This is a genomic window from Synechococcus sp. 63AY4M2, from assembly GCF_002760475.1.
GTDB lineage: Bacteria > Cyanobacteriota > Cyanobacteriia > Thermostichales > Thermostichaceae > Thermostichus.
Genome location: NZ_AXUX01000001.1, coordinates 770,136 through 786,129 on the forward strand (window position 1 = coordinate 770,136; position 15,994 = coordinate 786,129).

19 protein-coding genes are annotated in these 15,994 nt (G+C 60.3%); 7 read left to right on the forward strand and 12 right to left on the reverse strand.

Annotation, left to right across the window (positions count from 1 at the left end; translation table 11 throughout):
- The first annotated feature begins 3 nt into the window (after positions 1-3).
- Both murG and nth read left to right on the forward strand, forming a co-directional pair.
- Positions 4-1,092 (forward strand): undecaprenyldiphospho-muramoylpentapeptide beta-N-acetylglucosaminyltransferase, encoded by a 1,089-nt coding sequence (gene murG, locus SYN63AY4M2_RS03415; RefSeq protein ID WP_011429735.1) that lies wholly within the window; start codon positions 4-6, stop codon positions 1,090-1,092.
- Between the two features lie 19 nt (positions 1,093-1,111).
- Complete coding sequence (nth, locus tag SYN63AY4M2_RS03420; RefSeq protein ID WP_228375438.1) at positions 1,112-1,900, forward strand: endonuclease III; 789 nt, start codon at positions 1,112-1,114, stop codon at positions 1,898-1,900.
- Between the two features lie 3 nt (positions 1,901-1,903).
- Here the strand turns inward: nth and SYN63AY4M2_RS03425 are convergent, their stop codons facing one another.
- The 4 genes from SYN63AY4M2_RS03425 to SYN63AY4M2_RS13740 form a co-directional block, all read right to left on the reverse strand.
- Positions 1,904-3,748 carry a chloride channel protein gene (locus tag SYN63AY4M2_RS03425; RefSeq protein WP_099884161.1) on the reverse strand — a complete coding sequence of 615 codons (1,845 nt, stop codon included), beginning with the start codon at positions 3,746-3,748 and terminating at the stop codon, positions 1,904-1,906.
- A gap of 6 nt (positions 3,749-3,754) precedes the next feature.
- Positions 3,755-4,543: a type I methionyl aminopeptidase gene (gene map, locus SYN63AY4M2_RS03430; RefSeq protein WP_011429732.1), complete on the reverse strand. Its 789-nt coding sequence runs from the start codon at positions 4,541-4,543 to the stop codon at positions 3,755-3,757.
- A gap of 188 nt (positions 4,544-4,731) precedes the next feature.
- Positions 4,732-5,223 carry a DUF2062 domain-containing protein gene (locus SYN63AY4M2_RS03435; protein WP_346426062.1) on the reverse strand — a complete coding sequence of 164 codons (492 nt, stop codon included), beginning with the start codon at positions 5,221-5,223 and terminating at the stop codon, positions 4,732-4,734.
- 207 nt (positions 5,224-5,430) lie between these two features.
- Positions 5,431-5,580, reverse strand: a complete 150-nt coding sequence (locus SYN63AY4M2_RS13740) for a hypothetical protein (protein ID WP_011429730.1) — start codon at positions 5,578-5,580, stop codon at positions 5,431-5,433.
- A 109-nt stretch (positions 5,581-5,689) separates the two neighbouring features.
- Between SYN63AY4M2_RS13740 and SYN63AY4M2_RS03440 the strand changes: the two genes are divergently transcribed.
- Entirely contained in the window at positions 5,690-6,103 is a 414-nt protein-coding gene (locus tag SYN63AY4M2_RS03440) for an ATP-binding protein (protein WP_099812334.1), read from the forward strand.
- Here SYN63AY4M2_RS03440 and SYN63AY4M2_RS03445 read toward each other — a convergent pair.
- Entirely contained in the window at positions 6,093-6,569 is a 477-nt protein-coding gene (locus SYN63AY4M2_RS03445) for a DUF4168 domain-containing protein (RefSeq protein WP_011429728.1), read from the reverse strand. The genes SYN63AY4M2_RS03440 and SYN63AY4M2_RS03445 overlap by 11 nt on opposite strands.
- Positions 6,570-7,340: 771 nt before the next feature.
- Between SYN63AY4M2_RS03445 and SYN63AY4M2_RS03450 the strand changes: the two genes are divergently transcribed.
- The 3 genes from SYN63AY4M2_RS03450 to ppc all read left to right on the forward strand — a co-directional run bounded on the left by SYN63AY4M2_RS03450 (position 7,341) and on the right by ppc (position 11,199).
- On the forward strand, positions 7,341-7,682 hold the full coding sequence (locus tag SYN63AY4M2_RS03450; protein WP_041438161.1) for a DUF3155 domain-containing protein: 342 nt from the start codon (positions 7,341-7,343) through the stop codon (positions 7,680-7,682).
- A gap of 200 nt (positions 7,683-7,882) precedes the next feature.
- Positions 7,883-8,140, forward strand: coding sequence for a DUF3146 family protein (locus SYN63AY4M2_RS03455; protein WP_011429727.1), 258 nt, complete (start codon positions 7,883-7,885; stop codon positions 8,138-8,140).
- A gap of 122 nt (positions 8,141-8,262) precedes the next feature.
- Positions 8,263-11,199: a phosphoenolpyruvate carboxylase gene (gene ppc, locus SYN63AY4M2_RS03460; protein ID WP_099887211.1), complete on the forward strand. Its 2,937-nt coding sequence runs from the start codon at positions 8,263-8,265 to the stop codon at positions 11,197-11,199.
- A gap of 132 nt (positions 11,200-11,331) precedes the next feature.
- On the opposite strand, the gene SYN63AY4M2_RS03465 is transcribed toward ppc, so the two are convergent.
- A complete protein-coding gene (locus SYN63AY4M2_RS03465) occupies positions 11,332-12,114 on the reverse strand; it encodes a Ycf66 family protein (protein ID WP_099834639.1) in 783 nt (260 codons plus the stop codon).
- 166 nt (positions 12,115-12,280) lie between these two features.
- Here SYN63AY4M2_RS03465 and SYN63AY4M2_RS03470 point away from each other — a divergent pair, with 166 nt between their 5' ends.
- On the forward strand, positions 12,281-12,682 hold the full coding sequence (locus SYN63AY4M2_RS03470) for a hypothetical protein (RefSeq protein WP_011429724.1): 402 nt from the start codon (positions 12,281-12,283) through the stop codon (positions 12,680-12,682).
- On the opposite strand, the gene aroH is transcribed toward SYN63AY4M2_RS03470, so the two are convergent.
- From aroH to SYN63AY4M2_RS03500, 6 genes are all read right to left on the reverse strand, one after another.
- A complete protein-coding gene (aroH, locus tag SYN63AY4M2_RS03475; protein ID WP_011429723.1) occupies positions 12,679-13,053 on the reverse strand; it encodes a chorismate mutase in 375 nt (124 codons plus the stop codon). The genes SYN63AY4M2_RS03470 and aroH overlap by 4 nt on opposite strands.
- Before the next feature lie 91 nt (positions 13,054-13,144).
- Positions 13,145-13,834: a V4R domain-containing protein gene (locus SYN63AY4M2_RS03480; protein ID WP_011429722.1), complete on the reverse strand. Its 690-nt coding sequence runs from the start codon at positions 13,832-13,834 to the stop codon at positions 13,145-13,147.
- Positions 13,835-13,890: 56 nt separating this feature from the next.
- Entirely contained in the window at positions 13,891-14,370 is a 480-nt protein-coding gene (locus SYN63AY4M2_RS03485; RefSeq protein WP_011429721.1) for a hypothetical protein, read from the reverse strand.
- Positions 14,371-14,415: 45 nt separating this feature from the next.
- The gene (locus SYN63AY4M2_RS03490; RefSeq protein WP_011429720.1) at positions 14,416-14,667 is read right to left on the reverse strand and encodes a hypothetical protein; all 252 of its coding nucleotides are present in this window, start codon (positions 14,665-14,667) and stop codon (positions 14,416-14,418) included.
- Positions 14,664-15,347 carry a V4R domain-containing protein gene (locus tag SYN63AY4M2_RS03495; protein WP_011429719.1) on the reverse strand — a complete coding sequence of 228 codons (684 nt, stop codon included), beginning with the start codon at positions 15,345-15,347 and terminating at the stop codon, positions 14,664-14,666. Before SYN63AY4M2_RS03495 ends, SYN63AY4M2_RS03490 begins: the two co-directional genes overlap by 4 nt.
- 151 nt (positions 15,348-15,498) lie before the next feature.
- Positions 15,499-15,717, reverse strand: a complete 219-nt coding sequence (locus SYN63AY4M2_RS03500; RefSeq protein WP_011429718.1) for a hypothetical protein — start codon at positions 15,715-15,717, stop codon at positions 15,499-15,501.
- Between the last annotated feature and the right edge of the window lie 277 nt (positions 15,718-15,994).

Sequence of the window (15,994 nt, forward strand, 5' to 3'; positions counted from 1 at the left end):
AGGGTGAATGGAGACAGGAGGGATCCCACCTCACCACCACGGCTGCTGGTGGCGGCCAGCGGGACGGGGGGGCATATCTTTCCGGCGCTGGCCGTTGTCGAGCAGTTGCCCACCTGGCAGATTGAGTGGCTGGGGGTGCCGCAGCGGCTGGAGGCGAAGCTGGTGCCGGACCGCTACCCGCTGCACCGAGTGGCCATGTCCGGCTGGCAGGGATCCCCCTGGCAGAAGCTGGGATCCCTGGTTCAGTTGGCGCGGGCAACGCTGCAGGTGCGGCAGATCCTGGCTTCAGGCCAGTTTGACGTGGTGTTGACCACCGGCGGCTACATCGCCGCCCCGACCATCTTGGCAGCTCGCTCGCTGGGGGTGCCGGTGTTGCTGCACGAGTCCAACTGCCTTCCGGGCAAGGTGACCCGCTGGCTGGGAAGATTTTGCCGGCTGGTGGCCCTGGGCATGGCGGAAACGGCAGAGCATTTGCCAGGGGCAGTTACCCGGGTGGTGGGCACGCCAGTGCGGGCGGAGTTCTATCAGCCCCAGCCCTTGCCCGCGGATCTGCCGATTCCAGAGGGGGATCCTTTGATTGTGGTGATGGGGGGGAGCCAGGGGGCGCGGGGCCTGAACCGCCTGGTTGCCGCCTGTGCCCCCGCCTGGTTGGAGGCAGGGGCGTGGATTGTGCATTTGACCGGCGGCAGTGAGGTCGGGATCCCTTCCCACCCCCGCTACCGCGCTTTTCCTTTCCGCGCCGATGTGGCCGCCTTGCTGCAGCGGGCAACTTTTGCCATCAGCCGGGCTGGCGCTCTCAGCTTGGCGGAGTTGTGGGCCACCGCCACCCCGGCCATTTTGATCCCCTACCCCTTTGCCGCCGAGGATCATCAGTACCACAACGCCCTGGCTTTTGTGGGTCGCGGCGGGGGAGTGGTCATGCGAGAATCGGAAGCGAATCTGGACTTGCTGCGGCAGACGGCCCTGGCCTGGTTGGCTCAGCCCCAGGTGGTTGCCCAAATGGCCGCCAACTTGAAGGCGACAGCTCCTCCTGCTGCCAGCAAGGCAGTTGCCCGCCTGCTCCAGGAGATCTGCCGAGATTCCGCCCGTTAACTCCCCCAAGGGGCCAGCCGTGGTACAGCCGAGATTGGATCGGGATCCTCTTGCCCGCCGCCTGCCTGAGCCTGCCGCAGCCATGGAGACTTCAGCCTGGCTGGAACCTCGTCCTGGTGAGGCGAGCCCCAACGCCGTCGTGCTGGAATCACTGTTGGCGCGCCTGGAACAGTGCTTTGGCATCCCCCAACGTCCTCGCAGCCCTGATGGTCTGCCCCTCTATCCCGACCTCTTGGACGAATTGGTGGGCACGATCCTCTCCCAGAACACCACCGACCACAATAGCAGCCGCGCCTTTCGCGCCCTCAAAGCCGCTTTCCCCTCCTGGGAAGCTGTCTTAGCTGCTGATCCAACCAAGCTGGCCCAGGTGATCCGTCCCGGGGGCCTGGCCCAACTCAAAGCAGCCCGCATTCAGGAGATTCTGGCTGCCATTGTCAAGCGACAGGGATCCCTGAGCCTGGACTTTTTGCGGGATCTGGACGACGCGGACGCTCTGGCCTATCTCCTTTCCCTGAAGGGGGTAGGACTGAAGACAGCCGCCTGCGTGCTGTTGTTTGGCCTGGGCCGGGATCTCTGCCCGGTGGATACCCATGTGCATCGGGTGGCCAACCGTCTTGGCTTGGTGCGGGCCAGACACCCCGACGACACCTTTGCCCAACTGTCGCCGCGGATCCCGGCGGGCAAGGCCTATTCCCTGCACGTCAACTTGATCCGGCTGGGCAAACGCATCTGTAAGGCGCGCATGCCCGAATGTGGCCGCTGCCCTCTGCGACACGAATGCCCCTCCGCCCTGCTGCGGCAGCGCTGATCCCTAGTCTGCCGGCGCAGGGGAAGAGGGAGTGGGCTGGGCAGGGATCCCGTTTTCGACCCCACCTGGGGCAGGAACTTCCGGCTCGAGGACTTGCCGCACAGATTCGATCTCTTGGGAGAGCAACACCCGCTCCCGATCCAAGAGGCCAACCACATGCTCCGGATCCTCCCGCGAGACCACCGGCAACTGGCGCAAATCGTATTCGTACAGCGGCTCGGCGGCCACCGCCACGGCTTCGTCGGGGAAAGTGGTGAGCACAGGCGACTGGCTGACCTGCTCCACCGTCAGCTCGGCCAGTTCCCCGGCCTGCTTGTGGGCCAGGGCCCGCTCCAGGTCTTCCAGGGTGAGAATGCCCCGCAGCCGCTCTTGCCCGTCCACCACCAAAGCGCTGTGGCACTTTTGCTGCAGCAAGCGCTCCAGCGCCTCCCGCAGGGGCGTATCCTGGGGTAGCAGCAGAGAAGGGGGCACCATCACCTCTTGCACCGTCAGGCCCTTCGGCTCCTGCCTGCGACGGGCGGAGGGGTAGATGGCCGGCGGGTGCAACTGCTCCGTCAGCCAGATACTCAGGCCCACCGCCGCCATCACCGGCAAGGCGATGTGGTAGTCCCGCGTCATCTCAAACAGCAGCAGAATGGCCGTCAGGGGAGCCCGCACGCTGGCCGCCAATACCGCCCCCATACCCACCATGGCGTAGGCGGCAGGGGGAGAGAGGGCAATAGCAGGCAAAGCCTTTCCCACCACCTGGCCGTAGCCTGCCCCCAGCACCGCTCCCAAGAACAAAGCCGGGGCAAAGGTTCCCCCGACAAAGCCGCTGCCCACGCTCACCGCGCTGAGGAATACCTTGCCCAGCAACAGCAAGCTAAGCTGGCCGAGGGAAAAGGGCACCCCCTGCAAGATCGACTCAATGGTCTCGTAGCCCACCCCCAGGGCCAACGGGATCCCCAGGCCGACACAGCCCAGGATCCCACCGCCCAGAATCGGCTTGCTCCAGGCTGGCCAGGCCGCCAGGGGGCCACTGCCGAACAGGTGCTTGACCCATTCCAGTGCATAGCCGAAGGCGATGGAGACCAAGCTGGCCAAAAGGCCCAAACCCAAATAGAGGGGCACCTCCAGCAGACTGTGCAGCTCGTAGGCGGGCAAGACAAAAGCCGGCTGCGTAATGGTCGGCAGCAAAAAGGCCGGCTGCGCCCCCAGCCCCACCTGGGCAATCAGGGCCGACACCACCGCTGCCAACACCACCACACTGACGGCAGAAGTGGTGAACGTGCGGGCCAAAGCCAGCTCCAGCGCCAAAAACACCCCGGCAATCGGCGCGTTAAACCCCGCCGCCAGCCCCGCCGCCGCCCCGGCGGCCATCAACAGTTGCACCCGCTCCCGCGCAAGGCGCAGGTTTTGCCCCAGCAGGCATCCCAGTAGGGCCCCGCTTTCCACGCTGGGGGCCTCCGGCCCAAGCGCAGCTCCCGCCCCCAACGAGACGGCGGCAGCCACCAGCTTAAGTGGGATCCATTCTGGGCAAGGGGCGAGAGGCCGGTTGGCACTCACCAAACTGGAGAGGCTGAGGTTGGGGAAAGGCAGAACCACCCCCAGGGTGCCGATCAACAGACCCCCCAGCAGCGGCGCCAAAATGGTTGCCCAGGATCCCAGCAGCAACAGGCCGTGTTGTTGCGCAGCCCTGACAATGCTGTCGACGAGAGTATCCTGCAAAAGATAGCGACACCAGCCGATGAGATAGCGAAACCCGATCACCAACAAACCTGTGCCCAGCCCCGCCGCTGCCGCCAGCAGCAGCAGCAGATTCTCAGAGGAAAGACGCAGGCGGGGATCGGCAACGCTAGCGCTATTCATACCTGCTCAAGGGCCGGAGGAGGGTAGGGTCAGGATCTCCACGCCGGTTTCGGTAACGGCAACCGTATGTTCAAACTGGGCGGAGAGCTTGCCGTCTGCCGTCACAGCAGTCCACCCGTCTGCAAGCACCTTCACCTCCCACGTGCCTTCGTTGATCATCGGCTCGATGGTAAACACCATGCCGGGGCGGAGTTTTTCCCCCTTCCCCCGTTCGCCGTAGTGGGGGATCTGGGGCGCCGTGTGGAACTGCCGTCCTACCCCGTGGCCGACAAAGTCCCGCACCACACTGTAGCCCTGGGACTCGGCGTACTCTTGAATAGCAGCCCCAATATCCCCAACTCTGCCGCCTGGCCTCACGGCGGCAATGCCCCGCCGCAGGCACTCTTCCGCCACCTCCACCAGACGCCGCGCCCGCTCGGAAGGCTGCCCGACAAAGAACGTTTTGGAAGTGTCGCCGTGGTAGCCATCCAAAACGGGGGTGACATCGATATTGATAATGTCCCCTTCCCGCAGGACCTGCTTGGGGCTGGGAATGCCGTGGCAGACAACGTGGTTGACGCTGGTGCAGATGGACCTGGGAAAGCCGTGGTAGCCCAGAGGGGCGCTCCTGGCCCCGTGGGCCCGCGTCCAGCGCTCCGCCTCGTCGTTAAGCTCTTGGGTGGTGACCCCCGGCTGCACCATCGGCTCCAGGTGCTTGAGCAGATCCGCAGCCAGGCGGCAGGCCCGTCGCATCTTCTCCAGCTCCCGCGACGAGAGCAACACAATCGGCTGAGGAGCTTGGGTAAGCTGGCTCATGCCCGTCTGCAAGGCGGATCCCAACTGTTCCCCCCATCGCTGAGAGCGGCGGCTGAGATCGGTTAATAGCGATCGCATATCTTCCATCGTCAAACCCTTCTGTTCTCTGAAGTTGGATCCATCTCCGAAGTCTGAGGCGGCAGGGATCCCGGCCTAGCTCAGCTTTGGGTTGGGCCTTTTGAGCCGCCCTACATCCCTTCACAGGAGACCCGGCCCCTTCTCCGCCGCCGGCGGATCCACTCCACCAGCCACAGCCCCAGAAAGTAGCTAACGAGGGCGCCCCAAAACCCGACAAACGCACAGCCCACCAAGAGTGTGGCCGACACCTCCAGGCCCCACTGCATCCAGTTCTGAGCTACCACCAGTTCCGAAGTGGCAAAGGCTGTTCGGGATCCCAGCAGCCATTCCCCCACCCGGTAGTTAAAGGCATAGATCGGCACATAGGTGAGGGGGTTGCTCACCCAAGTTCCTGCCGCCGCCACCAGCTTGTTGCCCCGCAAAGGAACGGCCAACAGCAGGGCCACCAGGGTTTGAAAGCCGAAGATGGGAAAACAACCCGCAAAAACTCCCGCCGCCAGGCCGCGGGCAATTTCTTTGGGGGAGGATTGCATTCGCAACAGGCGCAGATACAGGTACCGCAGCCAGCGCCTCCAGCCCAGATCCCGGCGGGGCCAAGTCAGCGCAGGTTGAGACTCAAGATAAGGCCCAGCGGATCCCGGCGAACCTGCGAACCAAGAAAATGGTCTCAGCCATGAGAGGGGGCTCATGATGGGGAGCGTAGAAACTGAGAAAAGGTGTTAAGCCCTGTAAATCCATTGTATCTTTCCTGCTGCCGAAGACAAAGGGCTATCGGCAGATCCGCGCCGAGGAATCGCCTCAGGGAGTGGCTAGCTGAGCTTGTCCACCAAGGCCAGCACGAAGTTGAGGCTCAAGTAGGAAACCAGCGCCAGTAAGAACAGAAACAGCGCAATGCTCAGCGCAGCTCGCAGAGATCCCGCCTGGACTTTGGGGGCGGGCCTTTCAGGCGGAGTTTTCATCCTCAAGTCCCAGAAAAGATCCTAGAAGACTCCAATTCTAGGATCTCATCCTGGAGAGACGGGAGCGGGAAGATTGCCAAAAAGTTGCTCAGTACCCCAAGTGTAGAGTTTGGCCCCCGACCCGCTAACGGGGTTACCAGAAAGCGCCTTATATCTATATCCCCTGCCCAAAGATAGGGGCTTTACGGCGCTTTCCGGGAAATTTACTCCTGCCCAGCACCGGATTAACCTACAGGTCACCAGCGCTCCTCCTCACCTGGAAATCCAAATTGGCAACACCGGCATCATCATCCCCCCTGCAGAACAAAAGCGGGTATTTGAGAAGTTTTACCGCTTGCCCAGCTCGGATCCCCGGCGGCGGGGAGGGACAGGGTTGGGCTTGGCCCTTGTGCAACAACGGGTAAACTTGTTGCAAGGGAAAATCTACCTTAACAGCGAGGCCGACCACACTTGTTTTACCTTGCGGTTGCCCCGGCTTCTTTCTGTCTCCGGCCAACAGCAGTCAGCTCAGCCTAGGGCCTAGGCGTCGGGGTGGCTGGCTGGGGAGAAGCAGAGGATTCCCTTTCTTCGATCACTTTTTGCAAGCGGGCCCGCACTCGCTGGTTCAAAACGGGATCTTCGTTGGCCAAGGTCATCAGCTCGCGATATTCGGCCACCGTCAGCCCCTGCTTCTCGACAATGCGGCTGGCTTGGGTTTCCGTGCGCTGCATGATCTGCTCGTACTCTTCTTCGTTCTGGGTCTCTCGCAACTGAGCGCTGGCTTCCCGGATCAAAGGATCCAATTCCAACAGAATCTGCACCAACTGCTCCACCTGAGCATCGGTAACTTGCTCTGGGGTTAGAGTTGGGGAAGCTTGCGGGCTGGGAGCCCCCCCTGTAGCCGCAGAAGGAGTTGCAGCAGGACTGGGGAGCGGGGTTGCCTCCTGCGCCCAAAGCGGCGGGGATCCCAGAATCAATCCCAGACTCACCAGCAACGCGAATTTCCTCATGCCCAAAACTCCCTCGACCTAGAGTAAGCTACCCGGCTCCGACCGCCTCCCTTCCCCCCCAACCCCCCGCATACCAGGGGCAGGGAGGCGGGGGGATGGAAGGGAGTACGAAGCGGGGCTCCTGCAGCTTCTACCTGAGACCGACCGGAACCCTTATGGCTCAGGTCATCCCTGAAGCCAGAGTAGCAAGAGGTCTGTCTGCCGTCTAAGGGTTTAACGCAGTACGGGAAACCTATCCTGGACATATTGTAGAAACGGAAAATTGGTTGTACAGTCGTAGTACGCTCTCCAAAGGATGCTCGCCCCGCGAGTATTCCTTTTGGTGAAGCTGCTCTAGGTTTGCGCAGTTGCAATTGGCCAACCCTAATCCCCACTAAGGGGAGTTGCCCGTACCTAGGTTTAGGTATGTGTTCTGTTGAGCGTTCCTTATTGTCGATGCTAGCTCAGAGGCCAGATCGGAAGGGAGTCTCCTGCGCTGGCAGTTGACTTTCTTCGCAGGCATCAGAGCTAATCGATACCCTATTTCTCTTTGCTCCCTTCCGGGGAGAAAGGGTTTATTTTTCAACTGAATAAGCAGTTTCCCGGCAAAGTTCTTGGAGGGGAGACAGAGGTAAGTTGCCTTCCTTTTCCGCTCGTGGAGGAGGACGTTCGTTGTCCTTTGTTATTTCTGTAAAGGATGATAACAAAAGCCGGTAGAAGTTATTGATTTTCTTAGGTATTGCTGATATATTTTTTAAGGTTGTCTTGTAATCCTTCTACAGGAGGCTGACATTGGTCAGGAGAAGAAAGCGTAAGAGCCGCCGTCGTTTGGAGGGACGCAAAATTTTAGATTATATTCCTCAATTTAAATTAGATAGCGGCGAAGAAAAGTCTGTAACCGCCGCCCGGAGATACATACAGGAAAACTCTATTCAGCCGCCTGCGCTGATTCTGGTTCGGCGAAACGAGCACACGATAGACCGATTTTTCTGGGCGGAGAAGGGACTATTCGGCGCGCAATATGTCGAAGAAAATCACTTTCTCTTTCCCAGCTTACGGGCTTTGCTAGCGCAGGTTGCGGCTGAGAAGCCGGAGAAAAAATCTTCCAAGGCTCTGGCAACTGCCGCTCAATAGTTTCTATATCAATACCGGCCTCAGGAGCTGAAGAAACAGCCCCCCCACGGGGGGCTTGCTTTTATCCTCGGCAAGAGAACCATCCAATTAACGGGATCCCTTTCCACCTAGCATCTATCTAGCCCCTCATCGCCCATCTTCGACTTCTCGGAGAGGGGTTTGCGCGCTACCTTACAGGGGATCCCGTCGGGAGGTTCTGGATGAGCCGACTGCCGCAGACCACCGCCCATGTACAAATTACCCGCCGCTCCTGGCAGGAGGGCGCCATTGAAGGGGAAGTCAACGCCAACGGTTGGGTTTGGCGCTTTTGCTGGCGCTTTCGATCCGGGGAGCTGAAGGTGGAACCCTCTGTAGGGCGGGCCTTGATTTGCGATCCCTTGAGCCGTTTTTTGGAGAAATCGGATTACTTACTAGAGCCCGGCAGCAACTACTCATTTGTTATTCGTAGCCGCCTCTAGGGATCCCTGGGCAAACAGGGGGAGAGTTGGCCATGCTGCCGAGACAGCTCTCCTCCAAGAGTAATCTGCGCTTCCAGCGAACAGGCTCTAATATTGGGATGGTTGTTCTAGGAGCTGCCTTCATGTCCTCTTCCTCCCACCTGACGACTGCAGAGCGGGCAGTGGGTTCTGCCAACGGCCTGAAGGAGGCCCCTCCACTGGCGGAACGGGATCCCTTGGCCCGTGCCCTCGCCGTGGATGAAGCGCTCGACGGCAGGAACAACCTGTTGAATCGCCGCCTGCAAATGGTGGAAGAACTTTGGGAAGCCGTAATCCTGCAGGAGTGCGGGCAGCCTTTGGTAGATCTGTTGCAGCGGCTGCGCTCCATGTGTTCCCCTGAAGGGCAGGCCTTGGAGTACCCCATCCCGGAAGTACTACAAATTGTCGAGCATCTCAGCCTTGATGCAGCCATTCAAACGGCCCGCGCCTTCGCTTTGTTCTTTCAGTTGATCAACATCGTTGAACAGCACTACGAACGGGCAGAAGACTCAGATATGCGCATGGTGGACAGCCAGCAGCGCACCGTGCGGGAAAACGAAAAATTTGAACGTCTGTTCCCTTACCTGCGGCTTCAGGGGGTGCCGCCGGGACTGCTGCGCCGGCTGCTGGAGCGGCTGCACATCCGCCTGGTGTTCACCGCCCACCCCACCGAGATCGTCCGCCACACCATCCGCGAAAAGCAACGGGCCTTCTCCCACTTGCTCAGCCAACTGGACTGGGCAGAGCAGTCTCACCCTCTGCAGGCCCAGATGTTGAGAGAACAACTGGCGGAGGAGGTTCTGCTCTGGTGGCGCACCGACGAGTTGCATCAGTCCAAACCGACCGTTCTGAACGAAGTCGATTACACCTTGCACTATTTTGAAGAGGTTTTGTTTCAGGCTATCCCTCTGCTGCATGAGTACCTCAGCCGCAGCTTGAAAAAGTCCTTTCCCAGCGTCGAGCCACCGCCGGCAGGCTTTTGCAACTTCGGCTCGTGGGTGGGCGGGGATCGGGACGGCAACCCTTCCGTCACTGCCAACGTTACCTGGCAAACGGCCCGCTACCAGCGCAACCTGATTTTGGGCAAGTACATCGAGTCCGTGAAGGCCCTCACCAAAACCCTGAGCGTCTCTTTGCACTGGGGGGATGTGGACAGCCAGTTGCTGGATGTCCTTGAGCAGGATCGCCGCCGCATGCCCGAGGTTTACGAGTCCTTTTCGCTGCAATATCGCCAAGAGCCCTACCGGCTCAAGCTCAGCTACATCCAGCGGCGGCTGGAGTTGACGCGGGAGCGCAACCGCAATTTGGCCGACTCCGCTTGCCTGCCTGTCCCGCCCCCTCTGGACAACGCCTACGCCAATGCAGAAGAATTTCTGGCCGACTTGCAGCTTATTCAGAGCAGCTTGAAAAACAGTGGCCTCTCCTGCCGCCAGTTGGATCACCTCATTTGCCAGGTGCAGGTCTTTGGCTTCCATCTGGCCCACCTGGATATCCGCCAAGACAGCAGCTACCACGAGGCCGCTCTCACCGAGATCTTCGAGTACTTGCGGATCTTGCCGCGGCCCTACAGCGAGATGACGGAGGAGGAAAAAACAGCTTTTCTCCTGCGGGAGCTGCAAACCCGCCGGCCCCTCATCCCTCTAGAAGCTCCCTTTTCCGATAAAGCGGCGGAGCTGATTGCCACCTTTCGCACCCTGCGCCGGCTGCAGCAGGAATTTGGCATGGCCATGTGCCAAACCTACGTGATCAGCATGAGCCGCCAGTTGAGCGATCTGTTAGAGGTGCTGCTGCTGGCTAAGGAGGTGGGCCTTTACGATCCCATCAGCGGGCGCGGATCCCTGGCGGTGGTGCCGTTGTTCGAGACCGTTGAAGACCTAAAGGGGGCGCCAGAGGTGCTGCGGCAGTTGTTGGAGATCCCCTTCTATCGCCAGTACCTGGCCCAGCAGGAAAACCTACAGGAGGTGATGCTGGGCTACTCGGATAGCAACAAGGACGCTGGCTTTCTAAGCAGCAACTGGGAGATCTACAAAGCCCAGCAGCGGCTGCAGGCGGTGGCCGAGTCCTATGGGGTGAAGTTGCAGATCTTCCATGGCCGGGGTGGCTCGGTGGGGCGCGGGGGAGGGCCGGCCTACGAGGCGATCTTGGCCCAGCCGGGGCGCAGCGTGGGGGGCCGCATCAAGATTACTGAGCAGGGAGAGGTGTTGGCCTCTAAGTACTCTCTCCAGGATCTGGCCATTTTTAACCTGGAAACTGTTACCAGCGCCGTCATCCAGGCGAGCCTGCTGCGCACCTACCCCAACGACCTGCACGAGTGGTCGCGCCTGATGGAATCGCTGGCAGAGCGCTCTCGCCAGGTGTACCGCAACCTGGTCTACGAGCAGGAAGGCTTTGTCGAGTTTTTCCACGAGGTCACCCCCATCGAAGAGATCAGCCAACTGCAGATTAGCTCCCGCCCAGCTCGCCGCAGCGGCAACTCGAAAGATATCGGATCCCTGCGGGCCATTCCCTGGGTATTCAGTTGGACACAGAGCCGTTTTCTCTTGCCCGCATGGTATGGAGTGGGCACCGCTCTAGAGGAATACGCGGCTAAAGGCGAACACAACCTCAACCACCTGCAGCATCTCTACCGCGAGTGGCCCTTCTTCCGCATGGTGATCTCCAAAGTGGAGATGACCCTGGCCAAGGCGGATCTGCAAATTGCCCGCCACTACGTGCGAGAGATGAGCTCCCCCGAGCGCCTGGAGCGGGCGATGGAGCTATTCGAGCTCATTGCCCAGGAGATGTACCGCACCCGGGAGATGGTTTTGAAAATTACAGGACACAAGGAGCTGTTGGAGAACGACCCCTATCTGAAGCGCTCGGTGCAACTGCGCAACCGTTCAATCGTGCCCCTCGGGTTTATCCAGGTCTCGCTCCTCAAGCGCCTGCGTGGCAAGCAAAAATCCCATTTCCACAACACCCAGTACAACCGCGCCGAGCTGCTGCGGGGAGCTCTGCTCACCATCAACGGCATCGCCGCCGGTATGCGCAACACAGGCTGAGCACCGACTCTTCCTGGGGATCAAGGATAGCTACGGCCCTCTCCAACCGGCCTAGGATATCTCCGGGAGCAAGGCGGTTGGGAGTTGCCTCAGCAGGAGCAGCCCTCAGGCCAGGACGGCTTGAGGGTGAGGTCAGAACAAATCATCTTCGTACTCGTCTGGCTCCGCCTCTTGCACTTCCACCGATTCCACCTCGACAACACGGCGGGAAGGACGACGAGGTTTTTCCTCAACGTAGCTCTCACCCTGGTCTTGAGGCAGACGGGGGGGACGACGGCGGGTGACTGTGCCTCGTTCTTCCTGCACATCCTCGGGATAGTCCTCGACAGCCGAGCGGCGAGAGGGATCCGGCTCATCGTCCTCGGTGTCCCGACGGAAGCGGGTCTCTTGCTCCTCGTAATACTCCTCCGCTGCCGGGCGAGGGCGGGGGCGCACACGGGTATCGCTGGTCAGTTGGGGCCGCGGGCGACGAGCTGGCTCCTCGCTGCGTTCAGGAATGGAGCGGCTGGCGGAGGAGGTGTCGCGAATGCGGGATCCGCTAGGCCGCGTGGAAACGCTGCGCGTCTGGGCATAGCCATCGGGTGGATAGGTGCGGCTAAAGCCCCGGGGCCCCACGACCGGACGCACTCCACCCCCCTGCCGTACCTTTTCGTTCAAGAGGATCCGCAATCGGAAGGTTTCGAAGGCAAACCAGCCAGCTATCACCGCCAGCAGCACCTGGGCAAAAAACAGCAACGGGATGAGCCGCTGACCCTCCAGAAGCAAACTGATGGAATAGATCAGGCCCATCGTGGCGAAAATCACATCCGACTCTGCGGAAGCCTCTCGCTTGATGAACCGAACCGCAAAGATGGCCCCACTGGCAATTGCCACCAGCGCTGCCATCAAAAAGTAGGGGCTTTGGGTGAGAAACATGCCAGGGATCCCTAAACTGCTGAAAACAGGAAGGCGTCAGGCCTTACCCATTTCGCAGCCGATCTTAACATCGATCCTCCCAGGGACAACCATCCCGGTTTTAGGGCAGGATCCCTCAAAGGAAGGGGATCGGTGCTAGGATGGCCTGTACATTCCAGTAGGCTTCATGCTGTATCTGGCGCGGGTAGACAAGAAAAGTCTTTTTGGCCAGGCGGAGCTGCAGCTCTTGGCCCAGCAAGCCGAGGGTGGGGTTTGGGCGCCGCTTCGCCAGCCAGAACGGGTTACCTCTAAGGAGGCAGCCTCCTACAACGTGGGGGTATTGCTGCTGGTTGAGCTTGCGGAAAATCGGCAGGTGCAGCGGGTGGAAGAGGCGGCGATGAAGTTGGTGGAGATGTTGCACAGCCTCTCGCAGGCCCGCAGCCTGGCCGACCTGGCGGAGATCGAAAGCTGGCGTCAATCTTTGACCCGGCAAAGTCAAGAGCTGAGCCGTCGCGAAGCGGAGATGGCCGCTCTCCAGGAGCAACTGCAACAGTGGGAGGCTCGGCTGCGCGAGAAGCTATCCTCCTAAACTGGGCTGAGATCAGGCCGTAGCTCGCGGGCACCTCGCAGATAGACGTGGTGCATCTCAGCCTGGGCCAGCGGGGTGTTCAGTTGGATCAAAACGCGGATACAACGGGGCAGAGCGCCGTTGACGTCCATTTGTTGCACGTCCAACAGAGGCACCAACTCCCAGCCGGGGCGGCGGCGGGCAAATTGGGCAGGAAAGGCCGCGTTGAGATCGGGGGTAACGGAGAAAATGACGCTCACCAACTCCGCCGGATTGATGGCGTTGCGATGTTCCAGGGCGTCCAGTAGCTCGTTCACCGCAGCGCCAATGGCCTCGGCAGTGTTTGCCGGAACGGTGATGGCCCCTCGGATTGCTCTGACCCGCCACCCCAATGGCTACACCCTCAAGCGCTTGAGCTCGTCCTGCTTCCAGAGAATTATACAGACTCGTCCCGACGGGATCCCATCCCGCTGCTGGATCTGGTTACGGGGCGGGCTGTAACAACTTCTCCAGGATCTGGTCGTGGCTGAGGCCGGAGTCCACCCAGGCCTCTCCTTCCTTGAGGCGGGCGGCAGCGGTCAAGATAAACAAGTTGCTCTTCGCTCCCAAAGCCTCGCTGGTGGTTTGCACACAGCCCAGATCCTGGCCGGTCAGCTGGCTAAACCAGGTGGCCAACAGCCCTGCCTCCAAAAAGCCCATCGGGCGCTTGAAGTGGGGGGGTGTGGCAGCGGCAAAGGGAGAGTTGCGGATCGACACCACCAGCACCCCCTGATTTTTGTAGGTCCAGTCGATGTCGATCAGCCCCCAGCCGTGGGTCTTCCAGGCTTGTTTGAGATTTTGTAAAAAGAGCCCCATCTCCAGCTCGGACAAAGGCTTCTGGTAGTAGTCGGAGAGCTCCTGGGCAAAGCGGCGGAAAAACTCTTTGCCCCACATACGGCCACAGTTGCGCAATACCAGGCGGGCGGCCTGCCCTGTCTCGTATTCCAAGCCGGTGTAGATGCCTCGTAGCAATGCTTCTGGAAGGGCCAAGAGCCGGTCGCCGTGGCGACTTTCCAGCAAACCGGACTCCAGATCGCCTTGCAGATAGGCGCTGGGCGCGTAATAGTTGGCCAAAACAGGCGTGTAGGGGTCAAAGTCGGCGAGGCTGCTGGGGATGGGGGGGGTGCTGGCCATAGGGGATCCCTGGGTTATCAGTATCGGTAAGTTACCAAAAGGCGGTGGGGAAGGTTCTAGGCGGATTTGAGGCCGTTTAAAGAGAGCAAAGCTGCCTGCACCTGGGTGATCCAGGGGCGGATGAACTCCAGTTCGCCGGGAGTTAGGTGATCCCTAAGCTCTTGCTGAAAAGTCCGATGGACTACCTCATAAACGCTCTGCAGCTCGTACAGGCGCACCTCCTCTTCCATCCACTCGATCAGCCGCTCCTTCAAGAGGTTTTCGTCCTGCAGCAACATGGCCAGGGCGCTCTGACGCAGCAACAGGAGCAGGTGCCGCCGGCACAGGTTTACCGTTTGCGGAGAAAGATTGGGCATCTCCTTTTGAAGGGTGTCTAGGGTGCGGCTCACCATCTGGCTCTCCCCTTCCCGTACGACCCGGTACACGTGCAGCCGCTTTGGCCAGCCGAGCACATAGGCTTTGAGCTGCTCCAGTTGCTCCGGCGTGAGGTAGCGGGCCTCGGCCTCAATTAGCATCTGCTCCAGTGGGCTCACCATCTCACTTCTCCAAAGTGTTGGTGGGTGCTCAGCGGGTGTCGGCGTTCAAAACAGGCTGAATAAATCGGCCAAAGTAATCGGTTCCTCTTCAGGCTGGGGCGGCAGCGCTGCCGAGAGGGATCCCAAGGAACGGGCCGCCAAAGCCAGGGGATCCCCCGTCCAGGGGATGGAGGCAAAATGCTCTCGCACCCGTACAAAAGGCATGGGCAGCGAGGGGTCTTGCAGAGGGCGGTTATCCCAATTCAGGCGAGCAAAAAAGCTCTGCACCGATTCTTCCAGAAAAACCTCTGCTGTCATGGCTTGGTCACTCCTTGACCGGAGCGCAACTTTTGGGCAATTTCGCTGGCGCTGGCCCCTTCGTTGAGCCAAAAGGCAGCCGCATCGATGCGATCTTTGCTGCCGAGCAAAAACTTACAGTAGCTTTCTCCCATGGAGTAGCACTGGATCTCGATGCAGTTGAGCTGCCGTTCCACCATGGCGCTGAAAAACCCGGCAAATAAGCCAGCGTAGAGATGGCAAACCGGCTTGCCCACATCCCCCAGGGTGCGGGCCACGGCGGAGTCAAAGAGGTTGATAAAAATAAACCCCTGCCGCCGGCTCTCGGTCTCCACCTCCCAGCGCCCCCAGCCTTGCGAGGTCAAGGGCCACCACCAGGTTTCCAAGAGGAACATCAGGTGGCTCTGCTTGGGTTTGCGCCGATACTCTTCCTCAAACCAGTGGGAGAAGTGGATTGCATCGTTGCGGCCCCACTCGCGGCCAATGGTGTACATCAAGGAGGCCGAGGCATCCCCCACTTCTTCTTCCAGGCCCTGTTGCAAACCTAGGATAAAATCCTCGCTTACCAAGACGTTGCGCGCGCCCGTCCAGTCTACTAGGGATCCCTGGGAGCGGTCGAAGCGAAAAAAATCCTCGCGGCTGTAGTGGTTATGCCGCTGGGCGACAGGTTGCAGGGCAAGCTCGATGGGGCCGGTTGACATGGCTAGAGGGGAGGAGGGTAAATTTTTTCACACTTCTTGCTGAATCATAGCCTTTTCGCCGGGGGCTTTGGCCAGAGCTGTCGATAGGTGCGCCAAAGAAACCCTTGCCGCCGGGAAGCCAGCGACGGCCAAGGGCTGCAGGGGTTTGGGTTTAGGAGGGAGGTCTGACTTTGACGAAGGCGATGGCGGAGCGCCACAGCAGCGATTCTTGTCCCTCAGCGTCGGCCAAACAAAGGCAGTCGGGATCCTGCCAGCGCAACTGGCCGACGAAGACATCGCCGGTATTGAGCTTAACCTCAACGATTTCCCGATCCCGGATCACCCGCTGCAGGCGACGCACGCTTGGGATCCCGGTGTTGAACTCGGTCACAGCAGCCCTCTTGGCCAGCGGAAGGACGGCATGTCGGCAAGCGCACTGCTCTCAGTATAGGGGATCCCTGCCGGCCCGCACCCTGACTTGAGGGCCTCTCCCCGGGACGCTCTCACCCTTTGACCCATTTTCTCTACCAGCGGGTACTATGAAGGCAGGGTGGCGCTCGGAGGAGACGGCGACTCTTGTCAGCCCGTCACGTTTTTTAAGCGAATCTACGGGTGTTCTCCCCGAAAAAAGCCAGCACAATGGGGCTGGGGTGATACAAGGGGCGGGT